Consider the following 20965-nt stretch of genomic DNA (forward strand, 5'->3'; position numbering starts at 1 on the left):
GATCGAGGAGTCCATCGACGCCGCCGCCTCCTGAACCCAGGACGTTTGGGACCGCGGAAAGGAGTCACCGTCTGCGCGTTGATGTCCCCGCGCCGCAAAATCAGGCCGGCAGCAGCCGCTGCTCGCGCATGGTCACTTCGATCCCGACGAATATCCGCGCCAGCCGGCCCGCCCATTGCCGTTGCCCGGCGGGCTCTGAAATCAGATCCTGGCGGATTTCGATGCCGCTGTTCATCAGCCCGCGCGCCTCGCCGTGCACCGGAATCGTGTAGTCGGTCGCGTCGCTCACCGCATAGGGCTCGTTGTCGCCGACCACGAGACCGGATTCCGCGCGCAACAGTTTCAACAGCAGCGGCGGCAGCCGCGTATCGCGATGATAGAGCGTGCCGATGTGCCAGGGCCGCGCGCTCCCCTTGTAGACCGGGGTAAAACTGTGCAGCGCCACCAGCACGGTCGGTACGCCCTTGCGCAAGCGAGTGTCGATCGCATCCTCGATGCGGCGGTGATAGGGATCGAAAATCTGTCGGCGCCGCGCCTCGGCGGCGTCGGCGGCAAGGTCCTGGTTGCCGGGAATCATCGTCGCCTCGGAGACGTGCGGGATCGAGCTCGGCGCGCCCGGCGGCCGGTTGCAGTCGATCACCAGCCGCGAATAACGCTGCGCGATCAGATGCGCGTCGAGCCGTTTCGACAGCGCCTCGGCGACGCCGGCGATGCCGATGTCCCAGGCGATGTGGCGCGTCAGTTCGCTTTCCGGCAAGCCCAGATCGCCGAGCGCGCGCGGGATCCGGCGGCCGTAGTGATCGCAAGTGAGCAGGAAGGGCGAGCGGCCGGCCGCATTTTCTTCCAGTACCGGCGGAACCTCCTGCCGTCCGAGGAGTAGGGATGTGTCGCCTGCGCTGTCCAACTTCATATCCTCAATTGTTACCTATCGAAGCAGCATGCCGATTTGGAAATGAGCAGCGATCTCTATAGATTAGATTGCACAGAATCGCGATGATTGCTGCGACGATGCCGCTCCTGACAATTCATCACAAGACCGAATATGCGACGAAGCGATCCACCCCTCCCATGCCGCGCCATGGATTGCTTCGCTGCGCTCGCAATGACATAGGAGGGCGATGAATTCGGATCGTCTCTTCGTCTACGGCACCTTGATGCGCGGCTTCGACCATCCGATGGCGCAGCTGTTGTCGCGCAGCGCCGATTTCGTCGGCGAGGCGCGCTGCCGCGGCCGGCTTTACCTCGTGAAGCATTATCCCGGGCTGGTGCTGTCGGACGATCCCGCGGACATCGTATTCGGAGAAGTGTACCGGCTGCGCCAGCCGGACGCGCTATTGCGCGAATTCGACATGTACGAGGCCTGCGGCGAGGGCTTTGCCGAGCCGACCGAATATCTCAGGCGGATGCTGCCGGTGACCCTTTCGGACGCGACGGCGAGCGAGGCCTGGACCTATGTCTACAACTGGCCGGTGACCGGCCTGCCGCGCATCGCCTCGGGCCGGTTTCTGGAGAAGTAAAGCGTTTTCGAGCGAAGTGGGCACCGGTTCGCGTGAAGAAAACGCATCGAACAGGGACCTCTAGATTTCCCGCACCAGCCGCACATCCACCTCGCGTTCGACGTAAGTCCATTCCTCGGTGGCGCGCAGCATCTTCACCAGGTCCTCGAAGAACATTGCGTTCTGCGGCGCGTATTCGAACCAGGCGAGAAAGTCGAAGGGTTCGCCGAGATCGCGGCAATGATAGAGCTGCCGCGCAATGTCAGGCAGGTATTGCAGGCTGGCGGCGATGTGATGCGACTGCTCCTCGAAGATCCGCCGCCGCTCTTCCTGGGTCAGCTCCCACCAGGCCGCCGATTTCCGGATCGGGATCAGCGCCGCGCAGCTGGCCTCCGCCCGCCCGAGCCCGGCCTGCGTGGCCTCGAGCTGCGTCTTCTCAGGCCGCTCGACATAGCGCAGATGGCTGGCGACCCCGGCCAGCCGCCACGAGGTCTGCGACGGCAACAGCGGCAGCGCAATCGCCTCGGAATGCACCACCGACAGCGACGGCACCGCCCGGAGCGACTCACCCTTCACCGGCGCGATCGAGACGATCCGCCACGCCCCGCTCTGGCCGCCCCTGAAGGTCGTGAACATGCGCTATCGAAGCTTGGAACCGGGGGCGGTTCAAGCGCGTTTTTTCGGCTTGGCCTTCTGCTGCATGTAGGAGCGCAGCACCGCATTGATGCGGCGCTGGTAGCCGTCGCCTTCCTTCTTGAAGAAGTCGAGCACGTCCTCATCGACGCGAATGGAGATGGCTTTCTTCTTGGCGGGCATCACTAGGACGGCGTCCGACCAGTCGATATCGATCGGTGCCGCATCGGGATCGTTCGCGACGGCCTTGGCGATGTCCTCATCGGTCAGGGCATCGAAGCGAGCCCAGTCAGTCTTGCCCTTCCGGCGGTCGCCCCACTTTCGCGTTACGATATTCGCTTTCTTCATTTTTCCTTGCGCGGCGCGCCGAGATAATCCGGATGACGTCTGCCCGCCGCGTGAATACGACGGCGATCATTCGATTTTCCGAAGAACCTATGGCGATCCAGCGCTCCTCATGGTTCCGATCCGAGCGTCGAAGAACAATTGGGCCGTAAAAAATTTCGACCGCGACGTCGAAATCAATTCCGTGTTTGGCAAAATTTGAACGGCTCTTCCGCTCATCCCAGTCGAACCCGGTGACGGATTCATAGTCGAATTTCTCGAACATCGGTTCGCGCTCTCAAATTGGGATCTATCACTGCCACTGCCCATGCGCGTTCCTTCCCGATGAGTTTTTATCTTTGCGGATTGTATATACATACGTATTTATATTGTCAATTCTCTTATGCAACTTTCGGATCGCGGAGCGGCGTGAGCACCCTGTGAATAACCGGGAGAATCCCAACAATCTTCGTATTCTACCCCCGCCACCCTATATCCATAATCGGTTGGCAGGGCCAACGACTCAGGCCACACATCACCCCATGCGCTTTACGCCCCAATTCCTCGACGAGCTGCGCGCCCGGCTTCCGGTTTCGGAAGTCGTGGGCCGGCGCGTCAAGTTGAAGAAGGCGGGCAGGGAGTGGAAGGGGCTGTCGCCGTTCCAGCAGGAGAAGTCGCCGTCGTTTACGGTCAACGACCAGAAGGGTTTTTACCACGACTTCTCCTCCGGCAAGCACGGCGACATCATCAGCTTCCTGATGGAGACCGAGGGTGTCGGCTTCACCGAGGCGGTGGAACGGCTGGCATCGATGGCCGGCATGCCGCTGCCGGCGGCGACCCCGGACGCCGCCCGGCACGAACAGCGCCGCAAGACGCTGTACGACGTGATGGAGTTGGCCGCGAAATTCTTCGCCGACACCCTGGCCTCGCGCGTTGGTGCCAAGGCGCGCGGCTATCTCGCCGACCGCGCGATCTCGCCGGCGGTGCAATTGCAGTTCCGGATCGGCTATGCGCCCGGCGAACGCTTCGCGCTGAAGGAATTCTTGGGCTCGCAGGGCATTCCGGTCGAGGACATGGTCGAAGCCGGGCTTCTGGTCGCCGGCGACGACATCCCGGTGCCCTACGACAAGTTTCGCGACCGCGTGATGTTTCCGATCACCGATCTCCGCAATCGCGTCATCGCCTTCGGCGGCCGCGCGCTGGAGAAGGAGGTCGCCGCCAAATACATGAACTCGCCGGAAACCCCGCTGTTTCACAAGGGCGACAATCTCTACAACTTGGCGCCCGCGCGGCAGGCCACCCATAACGGCGCAACGCTGGTGGTGGTGGAAGGCTATGTCGACGTCATCGCCATGGTCGGCGCCGGCTTTCCGGCCAGCGTCGCGCCGCTCGGCACGGCGCTGACCGAAAACCAGCTCGCGCTGCTGTGGAAGATGGCGGACGAGCCGGTGCTCTGCTTCGACGGCGACAAGGCCGGACAGAAGGCGGCCTATCGCGCCGCCGACCTCGCGCTGCCGCATCTCAAGCCCGGCAAGAGCCTGCGTTTCGCGCTGCTGCCGGAAGGACAGGACCCCGACGATCTCGCGCGCTCCGGCGGCCGCGGCGCGATCGAGGAGGTGATTTCCGCCGCGCGGGGCCTCGCCGACGTGATCTGGTCGCGCGAGCTCGAAGGCGGCAGCTTTGCCACCCCCGAGCGGCGCGCGGCGCTGGAAGCACGGATCGGCGAACTCACCAACGGCATCCGCGATGAGGTGGTGCGGCGCTATTATCGCCAGGATCTGGCGGAGCGCCTGCAGCGGACGTTTGCGCCGGAGGGCGGGCGCGGCGGCTATGGCAAAGGCAATTTCCGCGGCGGGGCGGGGAATTTCGGCGGCGAATCAGGCCGCCGCTTTCAGGCGCGCGGCTCGTTCACTCCCGGTGCTGCGGGCCGATTCGAGGCCCGCGGCGGTCGCGGGCAGGCCTCGGCCGGCAGCCAGACCATCAATCGCGGGCCCTATCAGGCGGCGAGCCCGCAGCTGGCGCTGAGCCCGATCATGCGCGGCCAGCGCAGCGCGATTTCCCGCCGCGAGGCGCTGATTCTGCAATCCCTGATCAACCATCCCTGGCTGCTGCACGACCACCTGGAAGAGGTGGCGGCGCTGGAAATGGCCCATCCGGAGGCCAACAAGCTGCGCGCCGGCATCATCGCGGCCTTTGCTCATGACCATCACCAGAGCCCGGAGCCGGAAGAGCAGGCCGAGAAGATGCGGGCCGATCTCGAAGCGCGTGGATTCTCCGAGGTACTTCAAAGGGTTGAGCGGGCGATCACGACCCAGGCGGTGTGGGGCGTCCGCGCCGGTGCGGCCCGCGACGATGTTCTTGCCACCTGGCATCAGCTGGTCTCCTTGCATCGCCAATGGCACTCATTACTTAGGGAATTGAAGGATGCCGAACTGGCCTTGGGCAACGAGGGCGGCGAGACCAATCTGGCATGGCTGCGAGATATCAAGGCCAGGCTGGAGGAAGTCGACGGTACCGAGGCCCTGATCGAGGGATTTGGCGATTCTTCCGGCAGGTCCCAGCGGGTCGTCTGATCAAAAAATGCTGCGGACGGCGGCCCCGGAACCGCGAAAAGACTCGCCAAATCCATGGTTTGGCGGCAAAAACAGAACTGACAGGGTTAATCGAAGCTTAAATGCCTGCGGGCTAGAAGCTCGTAACCGTCGAGAGCAATTTTGAGGGGGGGTGGCGAGACATCTGCGCCGCCCTTTCCGCGTCAGAGCATGATCCGGAAAAGTGGGTACCGGTTTTCCGAAAGGATCATGCTCGAACAAGGATGAGAGCGGGACGACAAACGTCGTCCTGCGTTAGCGACAGCAGATTCAAAGCGGGCGCGGCAACGCACCGGCATGAGCGCGTTTGGAGAACATTGAATGGCCAGCAAGGCAAAGACGCTGCAGGTGAAAGACAAGGAAAAGGACGACAAGGCAGCGGACGCCCCCGAGAAGGATTCGCCGGACGCGCCGTCGCCGTTGCTCGACCTGTCGGACGCCGCCGTCAAGAAGATGATCAAGCAGGCCAAGAAGCGCGGCTTCGTGACCTTCGATCAGCTCAACGAAGTGCTGCCATCCGACACCACCTCGCCCGAACAGATCGAAGACATCATGTCGATGCTCTCGGACATGGGCATCAACGTCTCCGAAGCCGAGGACGCCGACAGCGACGAAGAGAAGCAGGAAGAGGCCGAGGACGAGACCGACAACGAACTGGTCGAGGTCACTGCCAAGGCCGTCACCGAAGTCAAGAAATCCGAACCCGGCGAGCGCACCGACGACCCCGTCCGCATGTATCTGCGCGAGATGGGCACCGTCGAGTTGCTGTCGCGCGAGGGCGAAATCGCCATCGCGAAGCGCATCGAGGCCGGCCGCGAAGCGATGATCGCAGGGCTGTGCGAAAGCCCGCTGACCTTCCAGGCCATCATCATCTGGCGCGACGAACTCAACGAGGGAAAGATCTTCCTTCGCGACATCATCGATCTCGAAGCGACCTATGCCGGCCCCGACGCCAAGAACAACATGAACCCGGCGATGCTGGCAGCCCCGCTCGGCCCCGACGGCCAGCCGCTCGCCAACGGCAACGGCGCCACCGCCGTGCCGGCTGCTGCCGCTCCGCCCGCAGCACCCCCGGCGCCGACCCCGTTCCGCGCAGCACCCGCGGCCGCCCCTGAAGGCGAGGAAAAGGATCCCGCCGAGGCCGCCGCCGAAGGCGACATGGACGACGACGAGTTCGAAAACCAGATGTCGCTCGCGGCCATCGAGGCCGAGCTGAAGCCGAAGGTGGTCGAGACCTTCGACAAGATTGCCGACAACTACAAGAAGCTGCGCCGCCTGCAGGAGCAGGACATCTCCAACCAGCTGCAGAACGAGACGCTGTCGCCGGCGCAGGAGCGCAAATACAAGAAGCTGAAGGACGAAATCATCGTCGAGGTGAAGTCGCTGCGGCTGAACCAGGCCCGCATCGATTCGCTGGTCGAGCAGCTCTACGACATCAACAAGAAGCTGGTGTCGTTCGAGGGCCGCCTGCTTCGCCTCGGCGACAGCCACGGCGTCGCGCGCGAGGATTTCCTGCGCAACTACCAGGGCTCGGAACTCGATCCGCGCTGGCTCAACCGCGTCTCGAAACTCTCGGCCAAGGGCTGGAAGAATTTCGTCCATCACGAGAAGGATCGCATCAAGGAGCTGCGCGGCGAGATCCAGTCGCTGGCCGCATTGACCGGGCTCGAGATCGGCGAATTCCGCAAGATCGTGCACGGCGTGCAGAAGGGCGAGCGCGAGGCGCGCCAGGCCAAGAAGGAAATGGTCGAGGCCAATCTGCGGCTCGTGATCTCGATCGCCAAGAAATACACCAACCGCGGCCTGCAGTTCCTCGATCTGATCCAGGAAGGCAACATCGGGTTGATGAAGGCGGTCGACAAATTCGAATATCGCCGCGGCTACAAGTTCTCGACCTATGCGACGTGGTGGATCCGGCAGGCGATCACGCGAAGCATCGCCGACCAGGCGCGCACCATCCGCATTCCCGTGCACATGATCGAGACCATCAACAAGATCGTGCGCACCTCGCGCCAGATGCTGAACGAGATCGGCCGCGAACCGACCCCTGAGGAATTGGCCGAGAAACTCGGCATGCCGCTGGAGAAAGTTCGGAAAGTTCTCAAGATCGCGAAGGAGCCGCTGTCGCTCGAAACCCCGGTGGGCGACGAGGAAGACTCGCATCTCGGCGATTTCATCGAGGACAAGAACGCGATCCTCCCGATCGACGCCGCGATCCAGTCCAACCTGCGCGAAACCACGACGCGGGTTCTGGCCTCGCTGACCCCGCGCGAAGAACGCGTCCTGCGCATGCGCTTCGGCATCGGCATGAACACCGACCACACCCTGGAAGAAGTCGGCCAGCAGTTCTCGGTGACCAGAGAGCGTATCCGGCAGATCGAGGCGAAGGCGCTAAGGAAGCTGAAGCATCCGAGCCGGTCAAGGAAGCTGCGGAGCTTCCTGGATAACTAATTCGGTTCGTCATTGCCGGGCAAAAGCGCGAAGCGCGTCTTCGCGCTAGGTGACCCGGCATTCCATCGAAACAAAGCGGCGGGCGAAAGCCCGCCGTTTTCTATTGTTGAAGATAGTGCAGGCGCACCGGCGCATTTGGTGGCTCTCATCCTTCGAGACGGCGCTTCGCGCCTCCTCAGGATGAGGTTCTCCAACCCCTCGTGGTGAGGAGCGCGGCAACGCTGCGCGTCTCGAACCATGAGGCCCGGGATCGTGCGGCCTGGTTCAATTCAAAATGCTCTAACGTGGCCGGCCTGCGGGTGCGACGCCCCGGCCGATTGGTTGCGTCGCCAGCGTCGGTGTGCCCCGCGGCGGCTTGTCGTCATCCACCTCACGCTGCCCCATCGCCATGATCGCCGTCCCCATCGCCGTGGATCCAAACGTCACGACGAAGCCGAACAGCAACAGCCCGAGCGCGGTGCCGGGCGAGCTATCGGCAAAAATCAGGTCGCGCAGGCCCGAGGGATTCAGCGCCAAGAGGCCGCCGACCAAAAGCGCCGCCAGCGCTATTCCAATGCCGAGGTTGATCGCGAGCAGCCGGAACAGCGGCACGCGGAGGAAGCCCAATCGCCGAGTGGTGCTTTTGCTTCGCACGTCGTTCCGCATGATGGCCTGCCTGCAAACTATGAACTGTCGTTTCCGCTCGCGCCCGCCGCGGCAGACGATACGCGACAAATTATCCGAAATTATGGCTGACGGCGATACATGCGGCGAGGGCACGGTCCGCCAGGCATTCATGGGCGTGGTCTCGCCGCAGCCCTCGAAGACCGAGGTCAGACGTGATAGAAGCCAATGGATTGCATCCCGTGTTCCCTCCGCGCTACTCAGGGAATTTCCTGATGACCAAGAGCAAGCCATTTGCCACCGCCACCTTCCTGACCCTGACTCTGGTCACGCTCGCATGTTCGATCCCACAGGCCCACGCCGCCCAATGCGGCAGCTCGGCCGCCGGCTACGAAGGCTGGAAGCAGCAATTCGCCGGTGAAGCGCGTGCAAAAGGCATCAGTGCTTCGACCATCTCGGCCCTGATGGCGACGCACTACGCGCAAGCGACCATCAACGCCGACCGCGGCCAGCGCAGTTTTTCCCTCTCGCTCGACCAGTTTCTCGCCAAGCGGGGTGGGGCGGCCATCGTCGCGCGTGGACGTTCGCTGAAGCAATCGCAGGGAGCGCTGTTTGCTTCCATTCAGGCGCGCTACGGCGTGCCGCCGGGACCACTGCTCGCCATCTGGGGAATGGAGACGGGTTTCGGCAGCCAGCGCGGAAATCAGAGCATGCTCGCGTCGATTGCGACGCTCGCCTACGACTGCCGGCGCTCGGCCTATTTCACCGAGCACCTTTACGCGGCGCTGCAACTGATCGATCGCGGCGTGCTCTCGCCGGCCCAGCGCGGCTCCATGCACGGCGAGGTCGGCCAGACGCAGTTCATGCCCAAAGCCATCCTGGCCTATGGCACCGGCAATCTCGAGAACGCCGCCAACGCGCTGACCTCGACCGCGAACTTCTTGCGGGCGCACGGCTGGCGCGCGGGCGCCGGATACCAGCCGGGCGAGCCCAACTTCGCCGCCATCCAGGCCTGGAATGCCGCCGGCGTCTATCAGAAGGCCATCGCGCTGATGGGCCGCCAGATCGACGGCGGCGAGTGAGGGGTTGCGGCACGCTGACGCGTCTGTTGTAAACATCGCCAGCCCCTCTACCGTCATTGCGAGGAGCCAACGGGTCGCGCGAACGCGCGCGCCCGATGACAGGCTCCGCGACGAAGCAATCCATCTTTCTACGCGGCGAAAATGGATTGCTTCGCTGCGCTCGCAATGACGTTGTGCGGACCGCAACTTTTCATGGCATGATCGCAAGCAGCAGCAACAAGGGATTCGCATGCGCAGGCTTCTTCTGGCAGTTGTGTTCGGCGCCGTGATCGCCACCCCCTCTTTCGCCGCCCGCTGCGGCGGCGATTTCAACAGCTTCGTGGCGGCGATGTCGGCGGAGGCGCAGGCTGCGGGGGTTTCGCCGGCGGTGATCTCGCAGGCGCTTTCCGGCGTGACGCAGGATCCGGCGGTATTGAATTTCGACCGGCGCCAGCGCGGCACCTTCAACAAGACCTTCGAGCAATACGTCTCCACCCGGGTCGGTCCCGGGCGCATCAACATCGGACGGCAGATGCTGCAGCGTCACGCCACGCTGCTGTCGCGGATCGAGAAGCGGTTCGGGGTGCCGCCGCAGATCATCGTCGCGATCTGGGGGCTGGAATCCGATTACGGCAAGGGCGACATCGGCAAGATGCCGGTGGTCCGCACGCTGGCCACCATGGCGCATGATTGCCGCCGTACCGAACTGTTCCAGGGCGAACTCTTGGCGGCGCTGAAGATCGTGCAGCGCGGCGATCTGCCCTTGCGCGATCTGATCGGGGCGTTTGCCGGCGAAATCGGCCAGACGCAATTCTTGCCGTCGTCCTACATCAAATACGGCGTCGATTTCGACGGCAACGGCCATGTCGACCTGCGCCACAGCATCCCGGACGTGCTGGCCTCCACCGCCAATTTGTTGCACGTCAGCGGCTTCAAGAACGGCGCGCCCTACGGCGAAGGCACCGCGAATTTCGAAGCCATGCGCGAATGGAACCGGGCCTCGATCTATCGCAAGACCATCGCGTATTTCGCGGATCGGCTGGTGGGGCAGTAGGCGCTCTCACACCCGTCGTCCAAGCCCCGGAACGCCGCCAACCTACTTCCCCGCCGCCATCTTCTCGATCCGCCGCGCCAGCACCGCCCAGTAAGTGCCGGGGCGAAAGCGTTGCAGCAAATCCATGAAGCGGGCGTCGTTGCCGATCAGGATGCGTGGCTGGTTCTTCTCGATGCCTTCGATGATGCGCAGCGCCGCGGCCGCCGGCGAGGTCTTGGCCATCGCATCGAAGCGCTCGATCGATTGCGCGCGGCGCGCATTGTCGGTCATGCCGGAGCCGGTGCGGGAGTTGCGGGCGATGTTGGTGGAAACGCCGCCGGGGTGCACCACCGACAGCCGCACCGGGCTGTTCGCCATCTGCAGCTCGTGCCGCAGGCTTTCCGAAAAGCCGCGCACCGCGAACTTCGCCGCGCAATAGGCGGTCTGGCCTGGCGGCGCGATGATGCCGAAGATCGAGGAGAGGTTGACGATATGCGCCTCGCGTTGGCGCGAAAGCTGCGGCAGGAACGCGCGCGTGCCGTGCACCACGCCCCAGAAATTGATGTTAACAAGCCATTCCATCTGAGCCTGGTCGACCTCGTCGAACATGCCCATCAGCGCGACGCCGGCATTGTTGATGACGATGTTGAGGCCGGGGTGGGCCGCGATGGCTCCTTGCGCGAAGGCCTCGATCTGCTTGGGCACGCCGACATCGACCTGGTGCACCGTGACCTTGCGCTGCTGCTGCGCTTGACCGATCTCGGCGGCGAGCGCCTGCAGGCCCGCCTCGTCGCGGTCAGCCAGCGCCAGGTCGCAGCCGCGCGCGGCGAGTTCGAGCGCCAGCGCCCGGCCGATGCCACTGGCGGCGCCGGTTACGGCTGCCGCTGCTCCATTGATCGCAGTCATCAGATGTCACTCCAGGCAGGGAACAGGATTTTGCGGGCGAAGCCTTATATGGCCGGGAGGCTTTGGCAAAGCCATCCGGGCTACGATACCAGAGCCGTCATTGCGAGCGCAGCGAAGCAATCCATAGGGCCACAAAGGAAGGGTGGATTGCTTCGCTGCGCTCGCAATGACGGGTGGGCCTGCACCTGTACCCAGAATCAAAAAGGCGGGCACGAGGCCCGCCGCTTTAATAAAAATCACTTCGCCTGGCACCGGGTGCCCGGGCGGAGCTGAGGCTCCACCCGGGCTTGAAGGTTACTTCTTGGCCTTCTTCGCCTTTTTCACCTTCTTCGCCTTTTTCGCCTTCTTCGCTTTCTTAGCCATAGCATCCTCTTTGGGTTTAATGGGTGGAAACGCGACACGAGGCATGCTCGGGGAGGGCCTAGCCTCGCAACAGCCTCAATCATTATCCGAGCAGATTCGCGGGCGACTGCCTCGCGCTGTCACGCCGCTGTCATCACGTTATCCACAGCTGTTATGGGTTTTTGGCGTGCTTTTCGCCCGCGCCATGTGCCGCGTCGACGCGTCTCGGTTAAGCGCGCCAACACGGCGGCGCTGGCTGCATCGATCCGGTACAGCGGCGCGGTGGCGCCAAGTGTCCCCGCCGTATTCATCATTTCAAAACCACGGCAGCGATTGCCGCGCCGCGGTGAGGGTCCGTTAAGTGCCGCGGCTGCACTTTGCTGCCAACAAGGGGATCGTCATGGGTGGGCTGTTCGATAACGGGGGAGGCAGGGCCATGGGTGTTCTGACTTCGCGATGCTGAATGTTCCGACGCTGTGGACGGCATTCGTCATCAACTTTCTCGCGCTCGGCCTGATCTGGGCCTATGTCGCGCGCAGCTACCCGACCTTCGGGGCCGCACGGTTCTGGACCGCCTCGGCGTTCGCCGCGGCCGCCGGCGCATCGCTGGCAAGCCTGCGTGTCGTGGTGGATTCGCTGCTGCCGCTGCTGACCGGTGGCACCGTGCTGATTTTGGCCGCCTGCTTGGCCGCGATGGGCATCCGGCGGTTCTACGGCCGGCCGGTCGACTGGCGCCAAACCGCGCTGACTACCGGCCTGGGCTGCGCCGGCATGACCTTCTTCATCTTCGGCTACGATAACATGCCGGTCCGGCTGACGATCTATTCGGTCGCCCAGGTGCTGCCGATCATCCTGACGCTGAAGCTGTTGCTGTCGCGGCAGAACGGCCGCATCAACCCCGGCGCGCGGCTGGCGGCCACCGTCGCCGTCCTGATCATCGCCATCTATGCCTTCCGGGTGGCGAGCAACCTGTTCCATGCCGGTGTCGAATTCTCATTCATCCGCTTCAATCCGGTGCAGTCCGTCCTGATCCTGGTCCTGATGTTCCTGTCGATGGCGTGGAATTTCGGCTTCCTGCTGATGGCGATGGACCGGCTGCGCAACGAGGTCGCCGACCTGGCGCTGCTCGACGATCTCACCGGCGTCGGCAACCGCCGGCACCTGCTGCAGCGGCTGACCGAGGAATGCGCGCGGTCGGAGCGCAGCGGCGAGGCGTTCTCGCTGCTGGTGATCGATCTCGACGGCTTCAAGGCGATCAACGATACCCATGGCCACGCCGCGGGCGACGCCTGCCTGCAGCATTTCACCCTGATGGCGCAGACCCGGCTGCGGCCCGGCGACATGCTGGCGCGCACCGGCGGCGACGAGTTCTGCGTCGTGCTGCCGTCCTCGACCTTGCGCGAGGGCGCGATGATCGCCCGCCGGATACTGGATGTCTGCCGCGAGGATGCCGAGGCCTGCGTCGGCAGCGATATCCCGATCTCGCTCTCGATCGGGGTCGCGCAGTGGACGAGACAGATGGGAAACTTCCCGGACCGGCTGATGGCCGCCGCCGACCACGCGCTCTACGTCGCCAAGAAGGACGGCAAGAACCGCCACGCGGTCTACGATCCCGCCCCGCCGCTGGCGCCCGGGATCGACCCCGCGGCTATGCCGGAGCGAGCCCTGCGCAAGCATGCGTGAAGCGTGCTAGACGCTGGGGTCATGAACGTTCGCCTGTTAGCGATGGCGCTCGCCGCCATCATGATTGTTGCTCCGGCCGCCGCGCAGACGCCCGACCTCGGGACCATCGCGAAGGCGTCGGGCACGCCCGAAATTCCCGGGCTGAAGATGGTCTGGCTGGCGCCATGGGGCGAGGTCGCAAAGGCCCATCCCTGGCGCAATATCATCGTGCACCAGACCGAGGGGCCGGCCGGCTCGGCGCGCGGCGGCGCGCAGGCGCAGGCCAGGAATCCGACGCGGCGCGGCGTCACCGTCTGGGTCGAAACCGATGGCACGGTGTACTGGGCGGTGGCGGAGAATCTGGTGCCGACCCATGGCGACGGCGCCAACCGCAACGACAACAAATACATCGACAACCGCCCGACCTTTGGCCAGGTGGTAGGTGCCAATTCGATCGGGGTGGAATTCGCCGGCAATTATCCCGATGTCGCGCGCGGCCCGACCGAGGCGCAGATCGAGGCATGGCGGATTCTGGTGAAGCTGCTGCGGACGCGCTACGGCATCCCGCTCGAGCGGGTCTATGCTCATAACTGGATCGACTACAAGGACGCGCGCTATTGCGAAGGCTGCGCGCTGGCAACGCTGGCAAGGCAGTGGGGAGAGTAGGTACTGAGGGGGTAAACTCTCAACAATGTCGTCCCCGCGCACGCGGGGACCCATAACCCCAAATGTTCATTGTTACGACGAGCAGAAGAAAAGCAATTAGCACTGCCTCTCCCATGACCGCCGCGGAGTATGGGTCCCGGCGTTCGCCGGGACGACGCAGCATTTGTTGAAGCGTTCACCCGACAACAAAAAAGCCGGCGTTGCCGCCGGCTTCCCTGGTTCGTTTCGATCCGCCTAACTCTATTGGCGCATGATCATGCGATCAATGCGCGGCTTCAAGCGCGGCCGCTTCCTGCCTGGCGATCGTGCCCTTGACGGCCGACTGCACCTTCTCGAAGGCGCGGACCTCGATCTGCCGCACGCGCTCGCGCGACACGCCGAATTCGGCGGCGAGGTCTTCCAGCGTCATCGGCTCTTCCGCCAGACGCCGCGCTTCGAAGATGCGGCGTTCGCGCGGGTTGAGCACGCCGATGGCGCCGATCAGCGCCTGCCGGCGATGATCGAACTCCTCGTGCTCGGCCATGATGGCTTCCTGGTTGGGCGAGGTATCGACCAGCCAGTCCTGCCATTCGCCGGCTTCGCCGTCGTCGCGGATCGGCGCGTTGAGCGAGGCATCGCCGCCGAGACGGCGGTTCATGTCGATCACGTCCTGGTCCGTGACGCCGAGGCGCTTGGCAATCAGTTTCACCTGGTCGGGGTGGAGATCACCCTCGTCCAGCGCGGAGATCTTGCTCTTCGCCTTGCGCAGGTTGAAGAACAGCTTCTTCTGGTTCGCGGTGGTGCCCATCTTCACGAGCGACCAGGAACGCAGGATGTACTCTTGTATCGAGGCCTTGATCCACCACATGGCATAGGTGGCGAGCCGAAAACCCTTGTCGGGCTCGAACCGCTTGACCGCCTGCATCAGGCCGACATTGCCTTCCGAGACCACCTCGGAGATCGGCAAGCCGTAGCCGCGATAGCCCATGGCGATCTTGGCCACGAGCCGGAGATGGCTGGTGACAAGGTGGTGTGCCGCCTCGCGATCGTCATGCTCGCGCCAGCGCTTGGCGAACATGTATTCCTGCTGGGGTTCCAGCATCGGAAATTTGCGGATCTCGGCAAGGTAGCGGGAGAGGCCGGATTCTCCGTTGAGAACCGGCAGGGTAGCTGTACGGGCCATTCGAGCGCCCTCCAGTGGTTCAGGCCCCCGATAGCGGCGGGCCCGGCAGACGGACGCTGTGTTAAAGCCGCCCGGGCTGCGATGTTCCGCGTTGGATATTCAACGCAGATGCAACATACACTAAATCGAGAGGCTTTTGGAAGGATTGTGGGGGTCACGTCCCCGTGTGGCAGGCATAACCTGCTGGAATAACAGCGTTTTTTCAGCCGGCCTGCGTCATAGCGCCGCTCGCAGGGCGCTTTGCAGGAGAAGCAAATCCTCCGGCAGGTCGGCCTCCCAGTGCAAAATCTCCCCGGTTTTGGGGTGTTCCAGCGCCAGAAGGTATGCATGTAGCGCTTGGCGGCCGAGGCCGGCCAGGGCCGCCTGGGCCTGGGGGCCGAGGTGGCTGGCCTTGGTCTTGAAGTGGGGGCCATAGACGGCGTCGCCCATCAGGGGGTGGCCGATATGGGCCAGATGCACCCGGATCTGGTGGGTTCGGCCGGTCTCGAGCTGGCAGGCCAAAAGGGCGGCGACCGGTTTGCCGTCGCGCCCGTTGAAGGTCTCCCGGATTTCCCAATGGGTGACGGCCTCGCGGCCGCCCTCGCGCACCGCCATTTTCTCCCGGGCGTAGGGGTGGCGGTCGATCGGCGCGTCGACGGTGCCGCGCTGCCGGTTCGGCACGCCCCAGACGAAGGCCAGGTAGCCGCGCCGCATCTCGTTGGTGCGGCCGTGGTCGGCGAATTGCTCGGTCAGCGATTTATGCGCGCGGTCGTTCTTGGCCACCACCATCAGCCCGGTGGTGTCCTTGTCGAGCCGGTGCACGATGCCCGGGCGCTTGACGCCGCCGATGCCGGAAAGGCTGGCCCCGCAATGGGCGATCAGGGCGTTGACCAGGGTGCCGGTTTCGTGGCCGGCGGCCGGATGCACCACGAGGCCCCTGGGCTTGTCGATGACGACGATGTCGTCATCCTCGTAGACGATATCGAGCGCGATATCTTCGGCCTTGGGCTCGGCGGCGACCGCTTCCGGCACGTCGATTGTGATCGTATCGCCCGCGGCGACATGATAAGCGGGGTCGCGGATGGGGGCGCCTCCGGCGGTGACGGAACCGGCCAGGATCAGCGCTTTCAGCCGCGAGCGCGACAGCTCCGGCCGGCGCACCGCCAGCACGCGGTCGAGCCGGGCCGATCCCTCGTCGCCGGCGACGGTGACCCTGAACCTCTGACCGCTATTCGAAGACGAGCTTTGCATGACCGAAACCGTTGCGCCCGAACCGACCCCCGAGCAGGCCGCGCTGTTCGCGCGGGTGCGGCGGATGATGCTGATTGCGGGCCTTACCACGGCGCTGGCGGTAGCGGCCGTTCTGATCGCCATCGGCTACCGCCTTTTCCGATCCGAGGGAAGTGTGACGGCCGCCGCCACCGAAGTCACCGCCAGCCTGCCGAAGGGCGCCCGCATCGTCGCAACCGGCATCGCCGGCGACCGGCTGCTGCTGACGCTGGATATCGGCGGCGTGACCGAAATCCGCACCTTCGACGCGCGCACGCTGAAACCCGCCGGAAGGCTGAAATTCGTCAGCGAACCGTAAACCATTGCCGTCATGGCCGGGCTTTGACCCGGCCATCCACGACTTCCTTGCTCAGTTTGCGCGAAGACGTGGATGTCCGGAACAAGCCCGGGCATGACGAAGTTCTCAGCATGAAGCCCCGGTTTGCTGCATTCTCAGACCCAAACCCGCCTTGCGGCCAGCCGATTTCGAGGCTATTCCCTCTGCCAACGCTCCCTTCGTCTAGCGGTTAGGACGCGGCCCTCTCAAGGCTGAAACAGGGGTTCGATTCCCCTAGGGAGCGCCAGCGTTTTCAGTAACTTACTAGACGTGAAGCTGCTGTCCCGCCTGACCGAGCAAATATAAACCGTGTATCGACCCGGCTTAAGCGCAGTCCGCGCGACGGGCGTCCGGGCCAGGTTCTCCTCAGGGGTGAGTGGGTCCAGCCGGGGGCGGCAAACGCATTACGATAGCCACAGCAACAAGGGTATTAGCCCGTGGTGGGGCAAGGGGCGGGGGTTGTGGGCAAGCCGCCTACCGCCCTCTTCCAGTTGAGCCATCCACATGCGACAAATTTGGAGTTAGCGCCACCGGGCTATCGTGCGCTGGCGCCAACCTAGGCGACCTGCTCCGTCGGCTTCGTCCGCCTGCACTTACCGGGATGCTCGGATATGCCCCCTTCAATAGGGAACAGATTAATAGCTTAGCCTACCAATCGGCGTCGAGCCCCGCTGTGGATTTACACTACAAGCGGCGCAACCTCATTGAACGATGCGTCAAGCGGCTTAGGCAATTCCCCCGCACGTTACGAGAAAACTGCCAGGGCATTTCCCTCGATGCCATGCATTCCAACCGCAAGGCCTTGGATCAAAACCGTCAACACGGCCTAGGGCGCCGTCGGTGATAGCGACAACAGGTTGCGGTAGAAATCGCCGATCGGTTTCATCAGACTCTCCATGACCAACTGCCCGCTGCCGATAGGGTAGGGATCGTTAACGAGGTAATAGCTATCCCTGAACATAATATGGCCGCTCCGCGGCTCGACGTAGGAGTACTCGCGCCAGCCGCGCAGCAGCCGGGCGTGTCCGAGGATGCCGGTCTTCCCGGGAATCATGGAGCCAAGGTAGTCGCGGGCCTTGTCGACCGTGGGTGCGGTGTCGACAGCTGCCCGCCAACCGCCATTCGTCAGCGTCTCGAATCCACTGATCATGTCGGCGTTGTAAGTGCCGTATTCGCCGGTCTTGAAGACCTTGGCAATGTCTTGCTGGGTGAAACCCGTGTAGCCGATATATTCGAGGATCATCGCCGCGGTCGCCACCGCGCAAAACACCGGCGTCTCCTGTCCGATCAGTCGCAATATCGGCAGAACCGTACCGCTGATGGCCGGCCGGGGCGGCGCTGGTGCCGCGAGCGACGCTGCCATGCTCTCGCGAATTAGCCGTTCCGCCTGTTTTGTGCTTAGCAGCTCGACAGCCGCCGGAGCCGCTGATCGTCCGCTCTGGAAGGCTCTTACAGTTGCGACATAGCGCATGGCGGAATTCCACTGCTGGCCTATCACCGGGCTCGGTCCCGCCTCTGGCAGCCGATCGATAAAGGAGTAGAACGGCTCCCCCTCGGGCAGATCGCCGCCGCGGGCCCCGGCCTCGCCGATCTTCGTGCCGGCCAGCTCACGGACCCGGTATGACGTCATGTGAGCGTCATAGATCGCCCTGCGTTGCTGGCTGCCGTCGGCGACCAACACCACGATGCCGATGCGCGGATAGCCGTAGCACACGAAGCCCGCGGTCGACAGTTTGGCGCCGGGGTAATCCTTGGCGGCCTGTGCCAGGACCTGCCGCTCCGCCTCCGCCTGCTCGAACAGCGTTCGGCCGATCATGATGGAATCGATCAGGGGAAATTCGGTGCCGCGCGCGGAGCTGCGGACGACGCCGATCTTCTTGCCGCTCGCATTGATCACCGCATAGTCTAGGAATAGCGGCGAGCTGTTGAGGTCGGCAATGGGAAGCGGGAGATCTTTCGAGATTCGGCTGCCTTCCAGATCGAGTCCCGACATCAACCCGATATCGGCGCTGAAACTGCGAAACAGGAAGTCGAGTAGCTCCAACTGAACGTCGCTGCCGATCGAAGCTCCGTCGGCCATGGCTACGATTCCTTTCAAGCCTGCAGTCGGCGCTCGCGGGCTGTGCAATTACCGCACCCCGCCTTTGCGGCAGACGATCCCCACCTCGATCCGGCCGCTTGCGCGACCACCATCTCGGCCAATGCGGTCGGCCGGTGCTTGGCCAGATATTCGAACAGGATCATTTCCCTCAAATTGTAGCGGATCTGATTGCAGGTGAATTCCGACGGCGCGTGCTCCACGTGACGATGCGGACAACCGCCAAAACAGACCGGCAAGACGTTACAACTGCGACAGGGGTCATCGCGGGTCGGATCGAAGCGCAGCCAGCGCAAATTACGCTCGTCGGACAGATCCATTGCCCTGGTGATGTGGCCGACCCGCTTGTCATTCTCTCCGACCTCGAGCCAGCAACGCTGCAGGCTGCCATCCGGCTCCACAACAATCGAATGGGTGGTCACGGCTTGGCACTGCTGGAGCCAGGGGCCGCTCAACCTTTCAGATGTCGAGAATCCGAGCAACTTGGCGTGGGCGACGAGGCCGATCTCGGTGGCGGCAAAATCCTCGTTGGTCGCAACCTTCACCTGCTCCTTCTCGGCAATGTCATGACACCCCTGACCGAAGGGGTGGATGGGGGCGAAGGCAATGCGCAGGCGCCCTGCCAGCCCGCGCGCCGCCAGAAGCTCAAGCAGACGATGACAGCCATCCGGGTTCAGCGTGTCGACGTTCATCCGAAGGACCATGGGAAGCTGGCCGGCGGCGTATGTGAGATTGTCAACGACGCGCTCGAAAGTCGGGCTGCCAGCCTTGCTGGGGCGCTTGACGTCATGGGTCGTCGCGTCACCGTCGAGCGTGACTTGCACGGTACGCCAGTGCCCCAATTCGCGCAGGCGGTCGACGGCGTCGGCACGTAGCAGATAGCCGTTCGTCACCATGAATGCCTGATAGGAAGCACCGAGCTCGCTCGCGATTCCGATGAACGCTTCGCTCAGTCGATAGATGGTCTCCTTGCCCATGAGTGGCTCACCGCCATACCAGGTGACCGACAATGTCTTGCGTCCGGGCAGGAAACGCCGGACGTATTCGATGATCTGATCTTCAACCAGTCGCGACATGCGCCCCGGCCTCTTGTTTTCATAACAGTAGACGCAGGCGAAATTACAATCGATGGTAGGGGCAATGGTCAGCCCCAACATGTCGAACGAGAAACGCATGCGTTCGTACCGGCGCATCATGAAATCCGCTTCATCGAGCGTAGGGTCGACCAGCATCTTGTTCTCGCCAAGCTGCTCGCGCAAAGGCTGAGGCAGCGTTTCGAGCCCCGCGGCGGAAACCTTGGCGTCACGCCAAATGGCCGCGTCCTCGATGCCCAGTTCGAGATAAGTCCTCCAAAGCAGATTGGCGAGCAGCACGCGTCCCTCGCTCAGATCGAGTTCCTGCACGTAGCGCGACCGCTTAAGCATGGACCTCTCCTTGCATCATTGTGCGCGCTTCACCCTCCCCGTATGCCGCGCAGACGGCGCGGCAGGCCGCGCATTGATCGGTGTAGGATTCGGCGAATTCGAACGAGAATGCCGGATTGCGCCGCGCCTCGTGGAATGCGGCGCGCAGCGGACCTTCGGTCTGGATGTCGTCGAGCAGAATTCGCCGGTCGAGGCGTGCAATCAGCTGGGCGAGCGAGCGCTCGCCGAATCGTCCGGCGCATAGCGGGCTTGCGGGTCCGAACCCGATCGCTGCGGCACAACAGGCGTAAAGTGTCCCATCCGGCCCGAGCGCAAGCTGGCCCAACACGTGGCAAGGCGCGTCAGGTATGCCGCTGCAAAAATTGTCCAGTTCCAGGTTTGCCGCGCGGCCGGCCCGCGCGATACCGTGTGATCTGACCAGAACTCCCGGAATCCGGCGAAGCCGGGCCAACGCCGCGGCGGCCTCCCGGTCCGCTGGCCGAGAGGGCACGGCGACTTCGACGGTCATGCCGGTGGCCGCGGCGGCCCGGCACGCGTTTTCTACCCGCGTCACCGGCACGAAGGGCAAGTGGAACGCGTCCGTGCTCAGAAGCAGACAATCCACTCCGGCTTCAGTGAGGCTTTGCGTCATCCGTTCGGCCCGCGCGGGCGTCGTCGCCCAGAAGCCATTGGTGTAGACCGCGACCGACACGCCATGGAGGCTAGCGCGCGTTGCCAGATCGAAGACGAGCGTCGGGCAAAGCATCGCCTCGCCCCCAGAGAGCACGATATTCAGGCCGCTCGCTGCGGCCTCCTCGACGGCTTGCCGGGCGAGTCCGGGCTCAATTTTCTCGCGTCGCCGGGGCGACGAGTGGACGGCGCAATGCGCGCAACTCGCCGGGCAGCGCAGGGTGACAAGGATGGTCAGGCTCTTTACTTTCATGATGCC

At 63.7% G+C, this 20965-nt stretch carries 19 protein-coding genes and 1 tRNA gene; 9 read left to right on the forward strand and 11 right to left on the reverse strand.

The genetic code is table 11. The features are described from left to right. Positions 1-100 precede the first annotated feature (100 nt). Positions 101-910, reverse strand: coding sequence for an N-formylglutamate amidohydrolase (locus tag KMZ29_RS05565; RefSeq protein WP_215622795.1), 810 nt, complete (start codon positions 908-910; stop codon positions 101-103). Between the two features lie 208 nt (positions 911-1118). On the opposite strand from KMZ29_RS05565, the gene KMZ29_RS05570 reads away from it, so the two are divergent. Further along, on the forward strand, positions 1119-1517 hold the full coding sequence (locus tag KMZ29_RS05570) for a gamma-glutamylcyclotransferase family protein (RefSeq protein WP_215622796.1): 399 nt from the start codon (positions 1119-1121) through the stop codon (positions 1515-1517). A gap of 60 nt (positions 1518-1577) precedes the next feature. Here the strand turns inward: KMZ29_RS05570 and KMZ29_RS05575 are convergent, their stop codons facing one another. From KMZ29_RS05575 to KMZ29_RS05585, 3 genes are read right to left on the reverse strand one after another with little or no spacing between them, the layout of a single operon-like run. Further along, positions 1578-2132 (reverse strand): chlorite dismutase family protein, encoded by a 555-nt coding sequence (locus tag KMZ29_RS05575; protein ID WP_215622797.1) that lies wholly within the window; start codon positions 2130-2132, stop codon positions 1578-1580. A gap of 30 nt (positions 2133-2162) precedes the next feature. Continuing rightward, positions 2163-2477 carry a BrnA antitoxin family protein gene (locus tag KMZ29_RS05580; RefSeq protein WP_215622798.1) on the reverse strand — a complete coding sequence of 105 codons (315 nt, stop codon included), beginning with the start codon at positions 2475-2477 and terminating at the stop codon, positions 2163-2165. Further along, on the reverse strand, positions 2419-2739 hold the full coding sequence (locus KMZ29_RS05585; RefSeq protein ID WP_215622799.1) for a BrnT family toxin: 321 nt from the start codon (positions 2737-2739) through the stop codon (positions 2419-2421). The genes KMZ29_RS05580 and KMZ29_RS05585 overlap by 59 nt, the downstream gene beginning before the upstream one ends. A gap of 256 nt (positions 2740-2995) precedes the next feature. Here KMZ29_RS05585 and dnaG point away from each other — a divergent pair, with 256 nt between their 5' ends. Beyond that, the gene (gene dnaG, locus KMZ29_RS05590) at positions 2996-5026 is read left to right on the forward strand and encodes a DNA primase (protein WP_215622800.1); all 2031 of its coding nucleotides are present in this window, start codon (positions 2996-2998) and stop codon (positions 5024-5026) included. 339 nt (positions 5027-5365) lie between these two features. Next, positions 5366-7495 carry an RNA polymerase sigma factor RpoD gene (gene rpoD / locus KMZ29_RS05595; RefSeq protein WP_215622801.1) on the forward strand — a complete coding sequence of 710 codons (2130 nt, stop codon included), beginning with the start codon at positions 5366-5368 and terminating at the stop codon, positions 7493-7495. A 279-nt stretch (positions 7496-7774) separates the two neighbouring features. Here the strand turns inward: rpoD and KMZ29_RS05600 are convergent, their stop codons facing one another. Continuing rightward, positions 7775-8140, reverse strand: a complete 366-nt coding sequence (locus tag KMZ29_RS05600) for a hypothetical protein (protein WP_215622802.1) — start codon at positions 8138-8140, stop codon at positions 7775-7777. A gap of 233 nt (positions 8141-8373) precedes the next feature. Between KMZ29_RS05600 and KMZ29_RS05605 the strand changes: the two genes are divergently transcribed. Both KMZ29_RS05605 and KMZ29_RS05610 read left to right on the forward strand, forming a co-directional pair. After that, on the forward strand, positions 8374-9180 hold the full coding sequence (locus KMZ29_RS05605; RefSeq protein ID WP_215622803.1) for a lytic murein transglycosylase: 807 nt from the start codon (positions 8374-8376) through the stop codon (positions 9178-9180). A 229-nt stretch (positions 9181-9409) separates the two neighbouring features. After that, positions 9410-10213: a lytic murein transglycosylase gene (locus tag KMZ29_RS05610; RefSeq protein WP_215622804.1), complete on the forward strand. Its 804-nt coding sequence runs from the start codon at positions 9410-9412 to the stop codon at positions 10211-10213. Positions 10214-10255: 42 nt separating this feature from the next. Here KMZ29_RS05610 and KMZ29_RS05615 read toward each other — a convergent pair whose 3' ends face one another. Beyond that, entirely contained in the window at positions 10256-11098 is an 843-nt protein-coding gene (locus KMZ29_RS05615; RefSeq protein WP_215622805.1) for an SDR family NAD(P)-dependent oxidoreductase, read from the reverse strand. 798 nt (positions 11099-11896) lie between these two features. Between KMZ29_RS05615 and KMZ29_RS05620 the strand changes: the two genes are divergently transcribed. Both KMZ29_RS05620 and KMZ29_RS05625 read left to right on the forward strand, forming a co-directional pair. Continuing rightward, on the forward strand, positions 11897-13123 hold the full coding sequence (locus KMZ29_RS05620) for a GGDEF domain-containing protein (protein WP_215622806.1): 1227 nt from the start codon (positions 11897-11899) through the stop codon (positions 13121-13123). A gap of 21 nt (positions 13124-13144) precedes the next feature. After that, complete coding sequence (locus KMZ29_RS05625; protein ID WP_215622807.1) at positions 13145-13768, forward strand: peptidoglycan recognition protein family protein; 624 nt, start codon at positions 13145-13147, stop codon at positions 13766-13768. 262 nt (positions 13769-14030) lie between these two features. Here KMZ29_RS05625 and rpoH read toward each other — a convergent pair whose 3' ends face one another. Beyond that, positions 14031-14930 carry an RNA polymerase sigma factor RpoH gene (gene rpoH, locus KMZ29_RS05630; RefSeq protein WP_215622808.1) on the reverse strand — a complete coding sequence of 300 codons (900 nt, stop codon included), beginning with the start codon at positions 14928-14930 and terminating at the stop codon, positions 14031-14033. Positions 14931-15146: 216 nt separating this feature from the next. Beyond that, positions 15147-16160 (reverse strand): RluA family pseudouridine synthase, encoded by a 1014-nt coding sequence (locus KMZ29_RS05635; RefSeq protein WP_249779832.1) that lies wholly within the window; start codon positions 16158-16160, stop codon positions 15147-15149. Here KMZ29_RS05635 and KMZ29_RS26615 point away from each other — a divergent pair. Both KMZ29_RS26615 and KMZ29_RS05645 read left to right on the forward strand, forming a co-directional pair. After that, a complete protein-coding gene (locus KMZ29_RS26615) occupies positions 16159-16497 on the forward strand; it encodes a hypothetical protein (protein ID WP_249779533.1) in 339 nt (112 codons plus the stop codon). The genes KMZ29_RS05635 and KMZ29_RS26615 overlap by 2 nt on opposite strands. Before the next feature lie 190 nt (positions 16498-16687). Next, positions 16688-16762 (forward strand) — tRNA-Glu (locus tag KMZ29_RS05645). Positions 16763-17341: 579 nt separating this feature from the next. Here KMZ29_RS05645 and KMZ29_RS05650 read toward each other — a convergent pair. Genes KMZ29_RS05650 through KMZ29_RS05660 form a run of 3 tightly spaced genes read right to left on the reverse strand, consistent with a single transcriptional unit; the run spans position 17342 to position 20959 of the window. Further along, complete coding sequence (locus KMZ29_RS05650) at positions 17342-18595, reverse strand: cysteine peptidase family C39 domain-containing protein (protein WP_215622810.1); 1254 nt, start codon at positions 18593-18595, stop codon at positions 17342-17344. Positions 18596-18609: 14 nt separating this feature from the next. Next, entirely contained in the window at positions 18610-20037 is a 1428-nt protein-coding gene (locus tag KMZ29_RS05655; protein ID WP_215622811.1) for a radical SAM/SPASM domain-containing protein, read from the reverse strand. Continuing rightward, entirely contained in the window at positions 20030-20959 is a 930-nt protein-coding gene (locus KMZ29_RS05660; protein WP_215622812.1) for a radical SAM protein, read from the reverse strand. Before KMZ29_RS05660 ends, KMZ29_RS05655 begins: the two co-directional genes overlap by 8 nt. Positions 20960-20965: the final 6 nt, after the last annotated feature.

This window comes from Bradyrhizobium sediminis, assembly GCF_018736085.1.
Lineage (GTDB): Bacteria > Pseudomonadota > Alphaproteobacteria > Rhizobiales > Xanthobacteraceae > Bradyrhizobium > Bradyrhizobium sediminis.